Origin of the sequence: Micromonospora sp. CV4, from assembly GCF_003667455.1 — a bacterium.
Lineage (GTDB): Bacteria > Actinomycetota > Actinomycetes > Mycobacteriales > Micromonosporaceae > Micromonospora.
The window spans coordinates 1-14,485 of the sequence record NZ_RCVI01000261.1; the positions used below are offsets into that span (position 1 = coordinate 1).

The 14,485-nt window shown below is 71.9% G+C and carries 14 protein-coding genes; 8 read left to right on the forward strand and 6 right to left on the reverse strand.

Going from position 1 to position 14,485, the window contains the following annotated elements:
- Positions 1-259 (reverse strand): zf-HC2 domain-containing protein (locus EAD98_RS15110; protein ID WP_147457398.1); only part of this gene is annotated, 259 nt, incomplete at its 3' end.
- Between the two features lie 72 nt (positions 260-331).
- Here EAD98_RS15110 and EAD98_RS15115 point away from each other — a divergent pair.
- The 7 genes from EAD98_RS15115 to EAD98_RS15150 all read left to right on the forward strand — a co-directional run bounded on the left by EAD98_RS15115 (position 332) and on the right by EAD98_RS15150 (position 9,955).
- Positions 332-1,372 carry a TRM11 family methyltransferase gene (locus EAD98_RS15115; RefSeq protein WP_121654697.1) on the forward strand — a complete coding sequence of 347 codons (1,041 nt, stop codon included), beginning with the start codon at positions 332-334 and terminating at the stop codon, positions 1,370-1,372.
- A gap of 425 nt (positions 1,373-1,797) precedes the next feature.
- A complete protein-coding gene (kdpF, locus tag EAD98_RS15125; RefSeq protein WP_036390805.1) occupies positions 1,798-1,887 on the forward strand; it encodes a K(+)-transporting ATPase subunit F in 90 nt (29 codons plus the stop codon).
- On the forward strand, positions 1,887-3,542 hold the full coding sequence (gene kdpA / locus EAD98_RS15130) for a potassium-transporting ATPase subunit KdpA (RefSeq protein ID WP_121654698.1): 1,656 nt from the start codon (positions 1,887-1,889) through the stop codon (positions 3,540-3,542). Before kdpF ends, kdpA begins: the two co-directional genes overlap by 1 nt.
- A 20-nt stretch (positions 3,543-3,562) precedes the next feature.
- On the forward strand, positions 3,563-5,770 hold the full coding sequence (gene kdpB / locus EAD98_RS15135; protein ID WP_121654775.1) for a potassium-transporting ATPase subunit KdpB: 2,208 nt from the start codon (positions 3,563-3,565) through the stop codon (positions 5,768-5,770).
- Positions 5,770-6,651: a potassium-transporting ATPase subunit C gene (locus EAD98_RS15140; protein ID WP_121654699.1), complete on the forward strand. Its 882-nt coding sequence runs from the start codon at positions 5,770-5,772 to the stop codon at positions 6,649-6,651. The genes kdpB and EAD98_RS15140 overlap by 1 nt, the downstream gene beginning before the upstream one ends.
- 74 nt (positions 6,652-6,725) lie before the next feature.
- A complete protein-coding gene (locus EAD98_RS15145) occupies positions 6,726-9,278 on the forward strand; it encodes a DUF4118 domain-containing protein (protein ID WP_121654700.1) in 2,553 nt (850 codons plus the stop codon).
- Entirely contained in the window at positions 9,275-9,955 is a 681-nt protein-coding gene (locus EAD98_RS15150; protein WP_121654701.1) for a response regulator, read from the forward strand. The genes EAD98_RS15145 and EAD98_RS15150 overlap by 4 nt, the downstream gene beginning before the upstream one ends.
- Here EAD98_RS15150 and EAD98_RS15155 read toward each other — a convergent pair.
- A complete protein-coding gene (locus EAD98_RS15155; RefSeq protein WP_121654702.1) occupies positions 9,943-10,326 on the reverse strand; it encodes an SAV_915 family protein in 384 nt (127 codons plus the stop codon). The two genes, EAD98_RS15150 and EAD98_RS15155, sit on opposite strands and share 13 nt — an antisense overlap.
- Positions 10,327-10,386: 60 nt before the next feature.
- The gene (locus EAD98_RS15160; RefSeq protein ID WP_147457399.1) at positions 10,387-10,836 is read right to left on the reverse strand and encodes a hypothetical protein; all 450 of its coding nucleotides are present in this window, start codon (positions 10,834-10,836) and stop codon (positions 10,387-10,389) included.
- A gap of 165 nt (positions 10,837-11,001) precedes the next feature.
- On the opposite strand from EAD98_RS15160, the gene EAD98_RS15165 reads away from it, so the two are divergent.
- A complete protein-coding gene (locus tag EAD98_RS15165; RefSeq protein ID WP_121654704.1) occupies positions 11,002-11,757 on the forward strand; it encodes a dienelactone hydrolase family protein in 756 nt (251 codons plus the stop codon).
- 32 nt (positions 11,758-11,789) lie between these two features.
- On the opposite strand, the gene EAD98_RS15170 is transcribed toward EAD98_RS15165, so the two are convergent.
- From EAD98_RS15170 to EAD98_RS15180, 3 genes are all read right to left on the reverse strand, one after another.
- Positions 11,790-12,317 (reverse strand): DUF421 domain-containing protein, encoded by a 528-nt coding sequence (locus EAD98_RS15170; protein ID WP_121654705.1) that lies wholly within the window; start codon positions 12,315-12,317, stop codon positions 11,790-11,792.
- Between the two features lie 73 nt (positions 12,318-12,390).
- The gene (locus EAD98_RS15175) at positions 12,391-13,494 is read right to left on the reverse strand and encodes an L-dopachrome tautomerase-related protein (protein WP_121654776.1); all 1,104 of its coding nucleotides are present in this window, start codon (positions 13,492-13,494) and stop codon (positions 12,391-12,393) included.
- A 99-nt stretch (positions 13,495-13,593) separates the two neighbouring features.
- On the reverse strand, positions 13,594-14,466 hold the full coding sequence (locus tag EAD98_RS15180; protein WP_121654706.1) for an SMP-30/gluconolactonase/LRE family protein: 873 nt from the start codon (positions 14,464-14,466) through the stop codon (positions 13,594-13,596).
- Positions 14,467-14,485: the final 19 nt, after the last annotated feature.

Consider the following 14,485-nt stretch of genomic DNA (forward strand, 5'->3'; position numbering starts at 1 on the left):
GTCGGCCCGCGCCGAGCCGCCGCCGCCAGCGCGACCGGCGGGCCGGCGGCACTGCGGCGGCCAGGATCGCGTCGGTCCGGTCGGGCGGTTCGGTGACCAGGCGGGTACGCACCCGACGGGTCACCCCGGCCGCCACCGTGAACCAGGCCCGGCACTCCGCGCACCCGTCGAGGTGCCGCTGCCCCGCTGCCCGTTCCTCGGCGGTCTCCTCGCCGTCCAGCTGCGCCGACAGGACCTCCCGCCACTGCTCACACCCCATGTACGGGTAGTCGGTCCGGCCCCCGCTCCAGTTCCCGGAGGCCCGGGCGGGTTGTGGAATACTCGCCGGACCATGACGCGCTACGGCCTGCTGATCCTGCCCTCCACCAACCGGGTGTACGCCCGCTCCGCCATCGACCTCACCCGGGCCGAGCTGGAGATCTTCGGCCACTCGGCGCTGGACGGCCGGATCGGCGAGCTGGACACCGAGGTCGTCGGAGGAGCGTCCTACGTCACCTTCACCGGCGACGGGCTGACCGAGCGGGACCTGGCCGTCCTGGGCAATCTCTCCGCCGGGTACGCGCTGTTCGAGATCGTCGGCGACCTGCTGCGCCCGATCGAGTGGAACCGGCTGGACCGCTACGACGACGACCTGATCACCATCCAGAAGTACCCGGGCAAGACCAACGAGCAGTTCACCAAGCTGCTGCTCAACGTCACGCTGCTCGCCTCGGACTGGGCCGCCGAGCTGACCAGCCGGCGGTTCCGGGTGCTCGACCCGCTCTGCGGTCGGGGCACCACCCTCAACCAGGCGCTGATGTACGGCTTCGACGCCGCCGGGGTCGAGCGCGACCAGAAGGACGTCGAGGCCTACCGGGCGTTCGTCACGACCTGGCTGAAGCAGAAGCGGATCAAGCATCGGGTGCTGGAGTCGGGGCCGGTGCGTCGGGAGCGCAAGGTCGTCGGTCGCCGGGTGCGGATCGAGCTGGCCCCTACCCGCGAGGCGCACAAGGCCGGGGACCTGCAACTGCTGGACGTGGTCAACGCCGACACCACCCGCGCCGGGGAGTTCTTCCGGCCGGAGACCGTCGACCTGGTCGTCGCGGACGCCCCGTACGGCGTCCAGCACGGCAGTCGTACCGCCGATCATGGCCTGACCCGGGACCCGCTGGCGCTGCTCGCGGACGCCGCGCCGGTCTGGGCTCGGCTGTTGCGCCCCGGTGGGGCGCTCGGCATCTCCTGGAACACCCACGTGGCCAGCCGGGACGACGCGGCGGCCGCGCTGGCCGCCGCCGGCCTGACCGTGGTCGACGCGGAGCCGTACCGCGCGTTGCGGCACCGGGTGGACCAGTCGATCATGCGTGACGTGCTGGTGGCCCGTAAGCCGGCCTGACCGGCCTCCGCCCCCGCCGCGCCATGCGCCACCCCATCTGGGTCGCGCCTGGTCCCTCCGTGCGTCCTTTGCTCTGCACCCGCGGAGGCGACAGTCACGGTCTGTAGCTGGTGCCTCCGTAGGTGCAGAGCAAAGGACGGACAACTGGTCTTGACCTCGAGGAGCAGCGAGGTCTGTGCCGCATTTCACCTGCTGACTCGGCGGGTGTGAAAACCGCGTCAAGAAATGGTTCACCGCCGTCATGGTCGCGTTATGACCCCTGCCGTCGGGGAGGTGGTGGGGCTTTGATTGCCCGGCGCGACCGGAAGGCGGTCGCGACGAACCTTTCCGCTATGAGGAGTCAGCGTGTCTGACGTGGTGTTCGTGGTCCTGACCGTGGCGCTGTTCGCAGCGCTCGCCCTGGTGGTCCGGGCGGTGGAGAAGCTGTGAACGCGGTCAATGCCGTCGGTCTGGTGCTCGCGATCGTCCTGGGCGCGTTCCTGGTGTTCGCCCTGTTGTTTCCGGAGCGCTTCTGATGACCATGACAACAGCGGGCATCATCTTCGTGCTGGCGCTGGTGGCGGCCCTGGTCGCCGTCCACAAGCCGTTCGGTGACTACATGTTCCGGGCGGTCTCCGGCACCCGGCAGTCCCGGGTCGAGCGGGGGATCTACCGCCTGGTCGGGGTCAACCCGGCCGCCGAGCAGACCTGGGGGGTGTACGCCCGCAGCGTGCTGGCGTTCTCCGCGATCTCGCTCCTGTTCCTGTACCTGTTCCAGCGGGTGCAGAACCACCTGTGGCTGTCACTGGGCTTCGACCCGGTGGTGCCGCACGGCGCATGGAACACGGCCGTGTCGTTCGTGGCCAACACCAACTGGCAGTCGTACTCGGGTGAGTCGACCATGGGTCACCTGGTGCAGATGGCCGGCCTGGCCGTGCAGAACTTCGTGTCGGCGGCGGTCGGCATCGCGGTGGCGGTGGCGCTGCTGCGGGGATTCGCCCGCAGCCGCACCGGCCAGCTCGGCAACTTCTGGGTCGACCTGACCCGGATCACCCTGCGGATCCTGTTGCCGGTCGCCGTGCTCGGCGCCATCGCGCTGATGATCGGCGGGGCGGTGCAGAACCTGTCCGGCGGCACCGACGTGACGACGCTGACCGGCGGCTCCCAGACGATCACCGGTGGTCCGGTGGCCAGCCAGGAGGTCATCAAGCTGCTGGGCACCAACGGTGGCGGCTTCTACAACGTCAACAGCGCCCACCCGTTCGAGAACCCCACCACCTGGACGAACTGGCTGCAGATCTTCCTGATCCTGCTGATCCCGTTCAGCATGCCCCGGGTGTTCGGCCGGATGGTCGGGCAGAAGCGCCAGGGCTACGCCATCGCCGCGGTCATGGCCATCCTCGCGTTCGCCAGCGTGGTCATCACCAACGTCTTCGAGTTGGTTGGCCACGGCACGGTGCCGCAGGCGGTCGGAGCGGCGCTGGAGGGCAAGGAGGTCCGGTTCGACGTGTCGAACTCGGCCACCTTCGCCGCCGCCACGACGCTGACCTCGACCGGCGCGGTCAACTCGTTCCACGACTCGTACACCCCGCTCGGCGGCATGATGACGATGTTCAATATGATGCTCGGCGAGGTCGCCCCGGGCGGTACGGGGTCCGGTCTCTACGGCCTGCTCATCCTCGCGGTGATCACCGTCTTCGTGGCCGGCCTGATGGTGGGCCGCACCCCCGAGTACCTGGGTAAGAAGATCGGCTCGCGGGAGATCAAGTTCGCCTCGCTCTACTTCCTGATCACGCCCATCCTGGTGCTGGTCGGCACGGCGGCGGCCTTCGCCACCGGCAACAACTCCACCGCGCTCAACGTCGGGCCGCACGGCCTCTCCGAGGTGCTCTACGCGTTCACCTCGGCCAGCAACAACAACGGCTCCGCCTTCGGCGGCATCACGGTCAACACCACCTGGTGGGACACCGCGCTCGGGTTGTGCATGCTGCTGGGCCGGTTCCTGCCGATCATCTTCGTGCTCGCGTTGGCCGGCTCACTGGCCCGCCAGGCACCCACCCCCGCGTCCGAGGGCACCCTGCCGACCCACCGACCGCTGTTCATCGGCATGGTCGTCGGCGTCACGGTCGTCCTCGTCGCGCTGACCTTCCTGCCCGCACTCGCGCTCGGCCCGCTGGCCGAAGGGCTGTGACCATCATGAGGAACGAGGACATGTCCGTCACCTCTGTGACATCCGGGACCGGCGAGCAACCGACGCCCGGCACTCCCGCGACCCAGGGCAACCGGGTCGGCGGGGGTCTGCTCGACCCCAAGCAGTTGATCCGGTCCCTGCCGGACGCGCTGCGCAAGCTCGACCCGCGCACGCTGTGGCGCAACCCGGTGATGCTGATCGTGGAGGCCGGAGCGGCCTTCACCACCGTCCTGGCGGTCACCGACCCGTCGGTCTTCGCCTGGGCGATCACCGTCTGGCTCTGGCTGACCGTGGTCTTCGCCAACCTCGCCGAGGCCGTCGCGGAGGGCCGGGGCAAGGCCCAGGCCGCCGCGCTGCGGCAGGCCAAGCAGGACACCATCGCCACCCGGCTGGTCGACTGGACCCCGGGTGCCCGGGCCAACGCCTACCGTGACGAGGCGGTGCCCGCGCCGCAGCTGCGTCAGGGCGACATCGTGCTGGTCGAGGCCGGCGGCATCATCCCCGGCGACGGCGACATCGTCGAGGGCATCGCCAGCGTCGACGAGTCGGCCATCACCGGCGAGTCGGCCCCGGTCATCCGGGAATCCGGTGGCGACCGCAGCGCGGTCACCGGAGGCACGAAGGTGCTCTCCGACCGGATCATCGTGAAGATCACCCAGAAGCCGGGGGAGAGCTTCATCGACCGGATGATCGCCCTGGTCGAGGGCGCCAACCGGCAGAAGACGCCGAACGAGATCGCGCTGAACATCCTGCTCGCCGCGCTCACGATCATCTTCCTGCTGGCCGTGGTCACCCTCCAGCCGCTGGCCATCTTCTCCAAGGCGTACCAGGCGGCCGCGCCGGACAGCGGCGCGATCACCGACTCCGGTGTCACCGGGGTGGTGCTGATCTCGCTGCTCGTCTGCCTGATCCCCACCACCATCGGCGCGCTGCTCTCCGCCATCGGCATCGCCGGCATGGACCGCCTCGTCCAGCGCAACGTGCTCGCCATGAGCGGCCGGGCCGTCGAGGCGGCCGGCGACGTCAACACCCTCCTGCTGGACAAGACCGGCACCATCACGCTGGGCAACCGGCAGGCCGCCGAGTTCGTACCGGTCGAAGGGGTGACGGCCGCGACCCTGGCCGACGCCGCGCAACTGTCCAGCCTGGCCGACGAGACCCCCGAGGGTCGCTCGGTGGTGGTGCTGGCGAAGAACGAGTTCGGGCTCCGCGAGCGCGAGCCCGGCGTGATGCCGCACGCCACGTTCGTACCGTTCACCGCGCAGACCCGGATGAGCGGCGTCGACATGACCCCGGACGGCAGCGTGGACGGCGGGGCGGTGGGCACGGCCCGTCGGGTCCGCAAGGGCGCCGCCGCCGCGGTGATGAAGTGGGTACGCGAGAACGGCGGACACCCGACCGAACAGGTCGGCGAGATCGTGGACGCGATCAGCGGCACCGGTGGCACCCCACTGGTCGTCGCCGAGCACGTCGACGGTGAGCCCGCCCGAGCCCTGGGCGTCATCCACCTCAAGGACGTCGTCAAGTCCGGCATGCGGGAGCGGTTCGACGAGATGCGCCGGATGGGCATCCGGACCGTGATGATCACCGGTGACAACCCGCGTACCGCGAAGGCGATCGCCGACGAGGCCGGGGTGGACGACTTCCTGGCCGAGGCGACGCCCGAGGACAAGCTCGCGCTCATCAAGCGGGAGCAGGAGGGTGGCCGGCTGGTCGCGATGACCGGTGACGGCACCAACGACGCACCGGCGCTCGCCCAGGCCGACGTCGGGGTGGCGATGAACACCGGCACGTCGGCCGCCAAGGAGGCCGGCAACATGGTCGACCTCGACTCGGACCCGACCAAGCTGATCGAGATCGTGGAGATCGGCAAGCAGTTGCTGATCACCCGGGGTGCGCTGACCACGTTCAGCATCTCCAACGACATCGCGAAGTACTTCGCGATCATCCCGGCCATGTTCGCCGGCCTCTACCCGAGCCTGGACGCGCTGAACATCATGCGGCTGTCCAGCGCGGAGTCGGCGATCCTCTCCGCCGTCATCTTCAACGCCCTGGTGATCATCGCGCTGATCCCGCTCGCCCTGCGCGGCGTGCGGTACCGGCCGGCCGCCGCGTCGAAGCTGCTCAGCCGCAACCTGCTGGTGTACGGACTGGGCGGCGTCATCGTGCCGTTCATCGGGATCAAGCTCATCGACCTGCTCATCCAGTTCATCCCGGGGATTTCGTGATGCGCCTACCCACCTGGCTCGCCCAACACCTCGCCGCCCTGCGCGCCGTACTCGTCTTCACGGTGCTGCTCGGCCTGGTCTATCCGCTGGCCCTGGTAGCGCTCGGTCAGCTGCCCGGCCTCAACCACAAGGCCGACGGCTCGCTGATCACCGTCGGTGGGAACACCGTCGGCAGCGCGCTGATCGGGCAGTCCTTCACCGACGCGGACGGCAACCCCATCCCGCGGTACTTCCAGTCCCGCCCCTCCGCCGCCGGCGACGGCTACGACCCGACCTCCACCTCGGCCAGCAACCTCGGCCCCGAGAGCGTGGTCGACACCATCGCCACCGACCCGGAGGAGTCCAGCGAGAGCCTGCTCACCCAGGTCTGCGGGCGCAGCAAGTCCGTCGGCGAGCTCAACGGCGTCGACGGCGCGCGCCCGTTCTGCACCGCCGACGGGGTGGGCGCCGTGCTGGCGGTCTTCCGCGCGGACGGTCTGACCGGCCCGGTCACCCGGGTGGTCAGTGTCAACCAGACCGCGCCGGCCACCCCGTTCGTCCCCTCCTACCAGGGGGTGCCGGTGGAGCTGGCCCAGCCCGGCGAGGACTACGTCGCCGCCGGTGGCGTGGTCACCCCGATCCGCGGCAACGCCCCCGCCGACCCGGCCGTGCCGGCTGACGCGGTCACCGCCAGCGGCAGCGGCCTCGACCCGCAGATCAGCCCGGCGTACGCCGAGCTGCAGGTGAACCGGGTCGCGCGCGAGCGTGGCGCGGACCTGGAGGCGGTGCGCCGGCTGGTGGCTGAGCACACCACCGGGAGGGGGCTCGGCTTTCTGGGCGAGCCCGGGGTCGACGTGCTGGAGCTGAACATCGCGCTCGACGAACAGTTCCCGCCCCGCTGACCGTGTCGGGAAGGGCCCCTTCACCCGCACCAGGTGGGCAGAAGGGGCCCTTCCTTTCAGAGAGGATGGTTCCCGTGGCACGCGGAGAACTGCGCATCTACCTCGGGGCCGCTCCCGGCGTCGGCAAGACGTACACCATGTTGGAGGAGGCGCGGCGGCGGGCCGCGCGCGGCACCGACGTGGTGATCGGCTTCGTGGAGACCCACGGCCGCCAGCACACCGCGGCCATGGTCGGCGACCTGGAGCAGGTCCCGCGCCGCACGATGAGCTACCGGGGCGCCGAGTTCACCGAGATGGACCTCGACGCCGTGCTGGCCCGCCGGCCGGAGATCGCGGTGGTGGACGAGCTGGCCCACACCAACGTGCCCGGTTCCCGGCACGACAAGCGCTGGCAGGACATTCAGGAGCTGCTCGACGCGGGAATCGACGTGCTGTCCACGGTCAACGTGCAGCACCTGGAATCGGTCAACGACGTCGTCGCCCAGATCACCGGCACCACCCAGCGGGAGACCGTGCCGGACGAGATCGTCCGCGCCGCCGAGCAGGTCGAGCTGGTCGACATGACCCCCGAGGCGCTGCGCCGGCGGATGGCGCACGGCAACATCTACCGCCCCGACAAGATCGATGCGGCGCTGGGCAACTACTTCCGGGTCGGCAACCTCACCGCGCTGCGCGAACTGGCGTTGCTCTGGCTCGCCGACAAGGTCGACGAGCAACTCGACCGGTACCGCAGCCAGCAGGGCATCGAGGCCACCTGGGAGGCCCGGGAACGCGTCGTGGTGGCGTTGACCGGCGGCCCGGAGGGCGAGACGCTGATCCGCCGTGCGGCGCGGGTCGCGGCCCGCAGCAAGGGCGCCGACCTGCTCGCCGTGCACGTGGCCCGCAGCGACGGCCTCGCCGGCGCCGACCCGGCCCAGCTGGCCCGCCAGCGGGTGCTGGTGGAGAGCCTCGGCGGCACCTACCACCAGGTGCTCGGCGCCGACGTGCCAGCGGCGTTGCTGGACTTCGCCCGTGGCGTGAACGCCACCCAGCTGGTGCTCGGCGCCAGCCGGCGGGGCCGCTTCGCGCAACTGTTCGCCCGCGGCGTCGGCGTGACCACCACCGCGCTCTCCGGCTCGATCGACGTGCACCTGGTCACCCACACCGAGGCCGGTAGGGGACGCCGGGCGGGGGCCGTGCCGGCGGCGCTGTCCCGGCGGCGCCGGTTGCTCGGCTTCGCCCTGGCCGTGTTCGGCATGCCACTGCTCACCCTGCTGCTGAGGACGCTGCCCGACCTGACGCTGACCAACGACATCCTGCTCTTCCTCACCGGGGTCGTCGGGGTCGCGCTGGTCGGCGGGCTGTGGCCGGCCCTGGTCGCCGCGCTCGGCGGTTCGCTGCTGCTGAACTGGTTCTTCACCCCGCCCTACCGCACGCTGACCATCGCCGAGGCGGACAACCTGCTCGCCCTGGCCGTCTTCGTCGGCGTCGCGCTGGCGGTGAGCTGGATCGTCGACGTGGCCGCCCGGCGGACCCGCGAGGCGGCGCGGGCCGCCGCCGACGCGCAGACCCTCGCCGCCGTGGCCGGCGGCGTGCTGCGCGGCGAACGTCCGCTGCCCGCGCTGCTGGACCAGCTCCGGGAGACCTTCGGGCTGCGCGCGGTGAGCGTGCTGGAGCTGGCCGAGGAGGCCAGCGGACGGCCGGGGCGGGCCCGCGAGGAGCACGCCTGGCGCGTGGTCGCCAGCATCGGCGAGCGGCCCGCCTGCACACCCGACGAGGGCGAGACGGCGGTGCCGGTCGACGAGCGGATCACCGTCGTGCTCAGCGGCCGCCGGCTGGAGGCGGCCGACCGGCGGATCGTCGAGGCGTTCGCCGCGCAGGCCGCCCTCGCGCTGCGCCAGGAGCGGCTGGCTGAGGAGGCGGCCACCGCCCGACCCCTCGCCGCGGCGGACCGGATGCGCACCGCGCTGCTCGCCGCGGTGAGCCACGACCTGCGTACCCCGTTGGCCTCGGCGAAGGCGGCGGTGACCAGCCTGCGCAGCCCCGACATCGAGTTCGACGAGAGCGACCGCGAGGAGCTGCTGGAGACTGCCGAGGAGTCGCTGGACCGGCTCGCCCGGTTGGTCGGGAATCTGCTCGACATGAGCCGGCTCCAGGCCGGCGTTCTCGGCATCACGCCGACCGCGATCGGCCTGGAGGACGCCGTACCCCGGGCGCTGGACGAACTCGGCCCGCCCGCCGCGGCCGTCGGCACCGACATCCCGCCCGACCTGCCGGCGGCCACCGCCGACCCCGGCCTGCTGGAACGGGTGCTGGTCAACGTCATCGCGAACGCGCTGCGGTACAGCCCGCCCGGACAGCCGCCCACCGTCACCGCGAGCGCACACGCCGGCCAGGTGGAGCTGCGGATCATCGACCGTGGTCCGGGCATCCCGGAGGACCAGTGGGAGCACGTCTTCCTGCCGTTCCAGCGCCTCGGTGACCGGGACAACCAGACCGGCGTCGGCCTCGGGCTCGCCCTGTCCCGGGGTCTCGCCGAGGCGATGGGTGGCAGCATCAGCCCCGAGACCACGCCCGGCGGCGGGCTCACCATGGTGCTGCGGCTGCCCGCCGCCGCGCAGACCAGCTCGGAGGGGCCACCGGAATGACGCGCATCCTGGTCGTCGACGACGAACCGCAGATCCTGCGGGCGCTGCGGATCAACCTGCGCGCCCGCCGGTACGACGTGGACATCGCCGGCACCGGGGCGGCCGCGCTGAAGGCCGCCGCCAGCCACCCGCCCGACCTGGTGGTGCTCGACCTCGGGTTGCCCGACATCGACGGGGTCGAGGTGATCCGCGGCCTGCGCGGCTGGACCAGCGTGCCGATCATCGTGCTCTCCGGAAGGGCGGGCAGCGAGGACAAGGTCGCCGCGCTCGACGCCGGCGCGGACGACTACGTCACCAAGCCGTTCGGGGTGGAGGAACTGCTGGCCCGCATCCGCGCGGTCACCCGGCGACTCGGCGCGTCCAGCGAGGCGGTGCCCGCGCTGCGGATCGGGCAACACACCGTCGACCTCGCCGACCACCGCGTCTGGCGGGACGACGACACCGAGGTCAAGCTGACCCCCACTCAGTGGAGCGTGCTGGAGAAGCTGCTGCGCCACCCCGGCAAGCTGGTCAGCCAGCGCCAGCTGCTCCACGACGTGTGGGGGCCGGAGTACCAGAACGAGACCAACTACCTGCGGCAGTACCTGGCCCAGCTGCGGCGCAAGCTGGAGGACGACCCGGCCCGACCCCGGCACCTCATCACCGAGCCGGGGATGGGCTACCGCTACCGCCCCTGACCGGCGCCCGCCGCGGTGCCCACCGGGACCGGATCGGCAGCGGGCCGTGGGTCGACGGGGCGTCCCGGTCCCCGGGCCGGCACGGTCGGCGCGGCCCGGTCGCCGAAGGACGGGTCGAGCGGCGGCGCCACCAGCAGCGGGTCGACCTGGATCCGGTCGATGCCGAGCGGGCGCAGCATGCTGCGCAGGGCGGACTCGCACAGCTCTTCCCACGCCTGGTCCGCGCCCATCGCGGCGACCAGCAGCTCCAGCCGGGTGAAGGCGATGCCCACCCGCTGACCCTGTGGTGACCGGCCGGTCCGTACGGTCCCCACCGGCCGTCCCGGCAGCTCACGCACCGGAACGGCGTAGATTATCGGGGCCTCGTCCATGGTCGGGGCGATCCTTTCCATTCGTGCCGCAACTGCGGCGGCGATCATCGGTTGGGCGGCTCACGCGGCGGACACCGTCCACGCCGGGGCGTCCTTCGCGGTACGCGGATCCGCCGGTGTGGTCAGGTCGAGCGCACGGAGGATGAAGTGCGCCACCACCACCTCCACACCGGCGCGGCGTCGCAGGTCGGCCACGGCACGGTGCAACACGGTCATGCTGTCGGCGGAGAGCCGCACCACGGCGTCGACGTCGGCTGCGATCCACCAGGCGGCGACGGCGCACGGCTCCTGCCGCAGGTACTCCACCAGGTGACTGCCGGGCGCGGACGGGCCGAGCCGGACGCTGACCAGCGCCTCGTGCCGCCGTTCGGGCTCGCCCGGCCCGGTCGTGGGAGGTTCCGCCAGGTGGCCGGGGCGGCCATCGGGTGGCGCGTCGTCCCACGCCGCCGGTGCCTGGGTGCCGGTCGGCAGGTGTCCCCGTTCCCAGCGCGTCATCCGCCAAGGACTCATGGACCCATCGTCACCACCCGGCGGCGACGGACGGCCTGTCGATACGCCGTTCTGACGGGACACCGCCAAACGTTGACGCCCTGTTCACGCCGACTGCCGGTGGGGCGACCGGGCGCGACGAGTAGCGTTCGTGACGGACCAATGATTTGCGTACGAGGAGGACCGGTGCAGACGACGACCGTGGACATCGTGACCGACGACGGAGTCGCGGACGCATGCCTCACCCGTCCGGACGGCGACGGTCCGTTTCCGGCGGTGCTGCTGTTCCAGGACGCGTTCGGCCCGCGTCCACGCCTGGTGGAGATGGCGGAGCGGATCGCGGCCCGGGGATACCTGGTGCTGATGCCCCACCTGTTCCACCGGGCCGGCCGTGCGCCGCTGTTCGACCTGTCCCGCCTCGGCGAGGCGGACCAGCGCGGCGCGATCCTGGAGAAGATCATGCCGCTGGTCGGTGCGCTGACCGCCGACGTGATCAGCCGGGACACCGCCGCGTACCTCGACTTCCTGGCGGCCCGCGACGACGTGCGGCCGGGCCCCGTGGCGATCACCGGCTACTGCATGGGCGGCACGAACGCGCTGCGGGCCATCGAGGCGCACCCGGACCGGATCGCCGCGGCGGCGAGCTTCCACGGCGGACGGATCGTCACCGAGGCGCCGGACAGCCCGCACCTGGGCGTCGGCTCGATCACCGGCGAGGTGTACTTCGGGCACGCCGACGAGGACCAGTCGATGACGCCCGCGCAGATCGCCACGCTGGAGAAGGCACTCAACGCCGCAGGCGTCCGGTACCGCTCTGAGGTGTACGAGGGCGCACACCACGGCTACACCATGTCCGACACCGCGGCCTACGACGAGCAGGCCACCGAACGCCACTGGGTCGCCCTGTTCGACCTGCTCGACCGCACCCTGCCCACCCGCTGACCACCGGCGGGCGGCACTCGTCGGTCACGCGGTCAGCCGAAGCCGCCCGAGGCGCCGGAATCGTCGCGGGACCGGCCGGGTATGCGGGTGGTGACACTGAACTGGCCGTCGGGTTCCATCCGCATCTCGCGGACCTCGGCGAGATCGGTGACGCCCTGCTTGCGCAGCAGGGTGTACAGCTCCTCGTCGGTGATCAGCTCCCGACGCATGTTCGCGCGCAGGATCCGTCCGTCCCGTACCAGCACCAGCGAGCCCGGCCGGATCAGCCGGGCGGCGGCGGGCCACCGGTAGGCGACGGCGTTCAGCAGGTACGACCAACCGATGATCACGGCGACCAGCAGCACCCCGTCGGTGATCGAGTTGTAGCCGCCCGACAGGCCGTTCTGCGCCGCGTCGGCGAGCAGCACGATCACCAGCAGGTCGGTGACGCCGGTGGTGCCGCTCTCCCGTTTGAGGATGACCCGCAGCAGCGTGAACAGCGCGAGGTACATGACGCTGCCCCGGACCACGATCTCCAACAGTGGAGTGTCCGGGATGAACAGCTCTGACCAGTCGGCCACCTGACGGGCTACCCCCCGGTCGCCCCCGCCATGCCTGCCGGCCGCGCGATCGAGGGGAATCAGCTCGCGGCGGTCAGCGGCGCAGGAGCACCGGCCCGGCGTCGATCCGGGTGCGGAACAGCGCGTACGGCCGGCGCCGCAGGTCCTGGCCCCGCTGGTACTGCGGTTGCCGGTGGAGCTGGTTGGCGGTCACGTAGAGGTAGCCGTCGGTGGCCACCGACATGGTGTCCGGCCAGAGCAGTCGAGGGTCGTGGACCAGGGTCTCGTACTCGCCGTCCGGCCGCCGGCGCAGCACCGCGTTGTGCTCGTAGGAAGTGAGGTAGATCCGCCCGGCGTCGTCGGACTCCAGCCCGTCCGACGCGGTGCCCTTGTCGCCCTCATCGACGACCGTCGCCGCAACCGCCTCCTGGGTGACCCCCGGATCGGCCAGCGCCTCGGTGGCCACGCTGTACCAGCGGCGGGACGCCAGCGGGCAGTAGTGCAGCCGGGTGCCGTCGGCCGAGATGGCGATGCCGTCGGCGCCCATGGACACCGGTTTCGGCGGCCCGTCCGCCGGCCGTTCGAGGAACGGCCGGCCCTCGACCACCGGCCGGAACGTCGTCAGCGGCTCCGCCTTCGTGGACGGGTGGTCGTGCAGCCGCCGCCAGGATGCCCCGCTGGCCAGGTCCACCACGATGATCGCGTTGGGGCCGGAGGCCGCCGAGTCGGTGATGTACGCGACCCCCGCCTCGCCCCGCCGCAGGTCGAAGCGGACGTCGTTGAGGTACGTCGTGGGCAGCGCCACGTCCGGCGGGAACGTGATCACCTGCGCCACCGTGTCGGTGTCCAGGTCGACCCGGACCAGCTTCGGCCCGCCGGGCTTCGTCGGCTGGAACATCGGGCTGCCGGTGTCCAGCACCCAGAGCCGGTCGGCCGGGTCCACCACGATGCTCTGCACCGAGATGAACGCGCCCACGTCGTCGTCGCCGGACGGGTCGTTCCACGGCTGGTCGGGGTAGGGCATCTCCCGGCCGTCGCGCAGCTCGACGACGGTGGCCGGCACCTCGTCGCCCCACTTGGGGAAGTTGACGAAGATCCGGCCCTGGTGCGAGACGCTCACCCCGGTCGGCATCGGGCCGGTGAAGGTGTGTACCAGCTCAAGCTCGCCGAGCGGCTCGTCGCCGACCGGCCCGTTCATGACGCCCACCCCACGGATCTCATCACCTCGCCCCCTGCCGGCCGGACACACGCCGGCCGCAGGTGGTCATTCCCGCCTCGGCGTCCGATATGCCTCCGGTCAGCCGGCGGCGAGCGCGGTGGGCAGGCCGGGGACGGAAACGTCCACCGCGAGCAACGCGCCGTCCACCGGCCCGGCCGGCGTGAGCCCGTACCGGGCGGTGCCGATGAAGAGCCGGCGCAGGTCGGGGCCGCCCAGGCAGATGCCGGCCGGCTGGCTCGCCGGCAGCCGGATCTCCCGGTCCAGCGTGCCGTCCGGCCGGTAACGGCGTACTTCCGAGCCGCCCCAGAGCGCGACCCAGAGGTGGCCCGCCGCGTCGACCGTCATTCCGTCCGGGCCGCCCTCGTCGGCGGACAGCCGTAGGAACGGCTCCCGCCCGTGCAGGGCCCCGGTACGCGGGTCGACGCGGAACCGGTCGACCTCGCCGCGCGGCGAGTCGGCCAGGTACATGGTGGTGCCGTCGGCGTCGAACGCCGGGCCGTTCGGCACGGTCAGCCCGGTCACCGCCGGCACCGGCGCCGCGCCGGGAGCGAGCCGGTACAGCGTGCCGCCACCGGGCACCCCGGCGTACGTCATGCTGCCCGCCCAGAACCGGCCGTGTGGGTCGGCGACCGCGTCGTTCATCCGGGCCGGCTCGGGTCCGTCGGCGACCAGGTCGGCGACCGGCCGGGGGTCGCCGGTGGCGGGCAGCAGCGTGACGCCGGTCCCGGCGGCGGCCAGCCAGTCACCGGCGCCGCCGGCCATCGGGGCCACCGCGCCCAGTGGGACATCCAACCGGCGCAGCTCCCGCAGTGGGCCCGGCTGGTCGCCACCGGTCTCCAGCAGCCGCCCGGCCAGCAGGTCGACCAGGACCAGCCGGTCGGCCACCCAGCGCAGCCCTTCACCCAGCTCCAACCGGTCCGCGCTCCACACGGTCGGTTCGGTCAGCTCCATCTCGCTCCTCCAACGATGC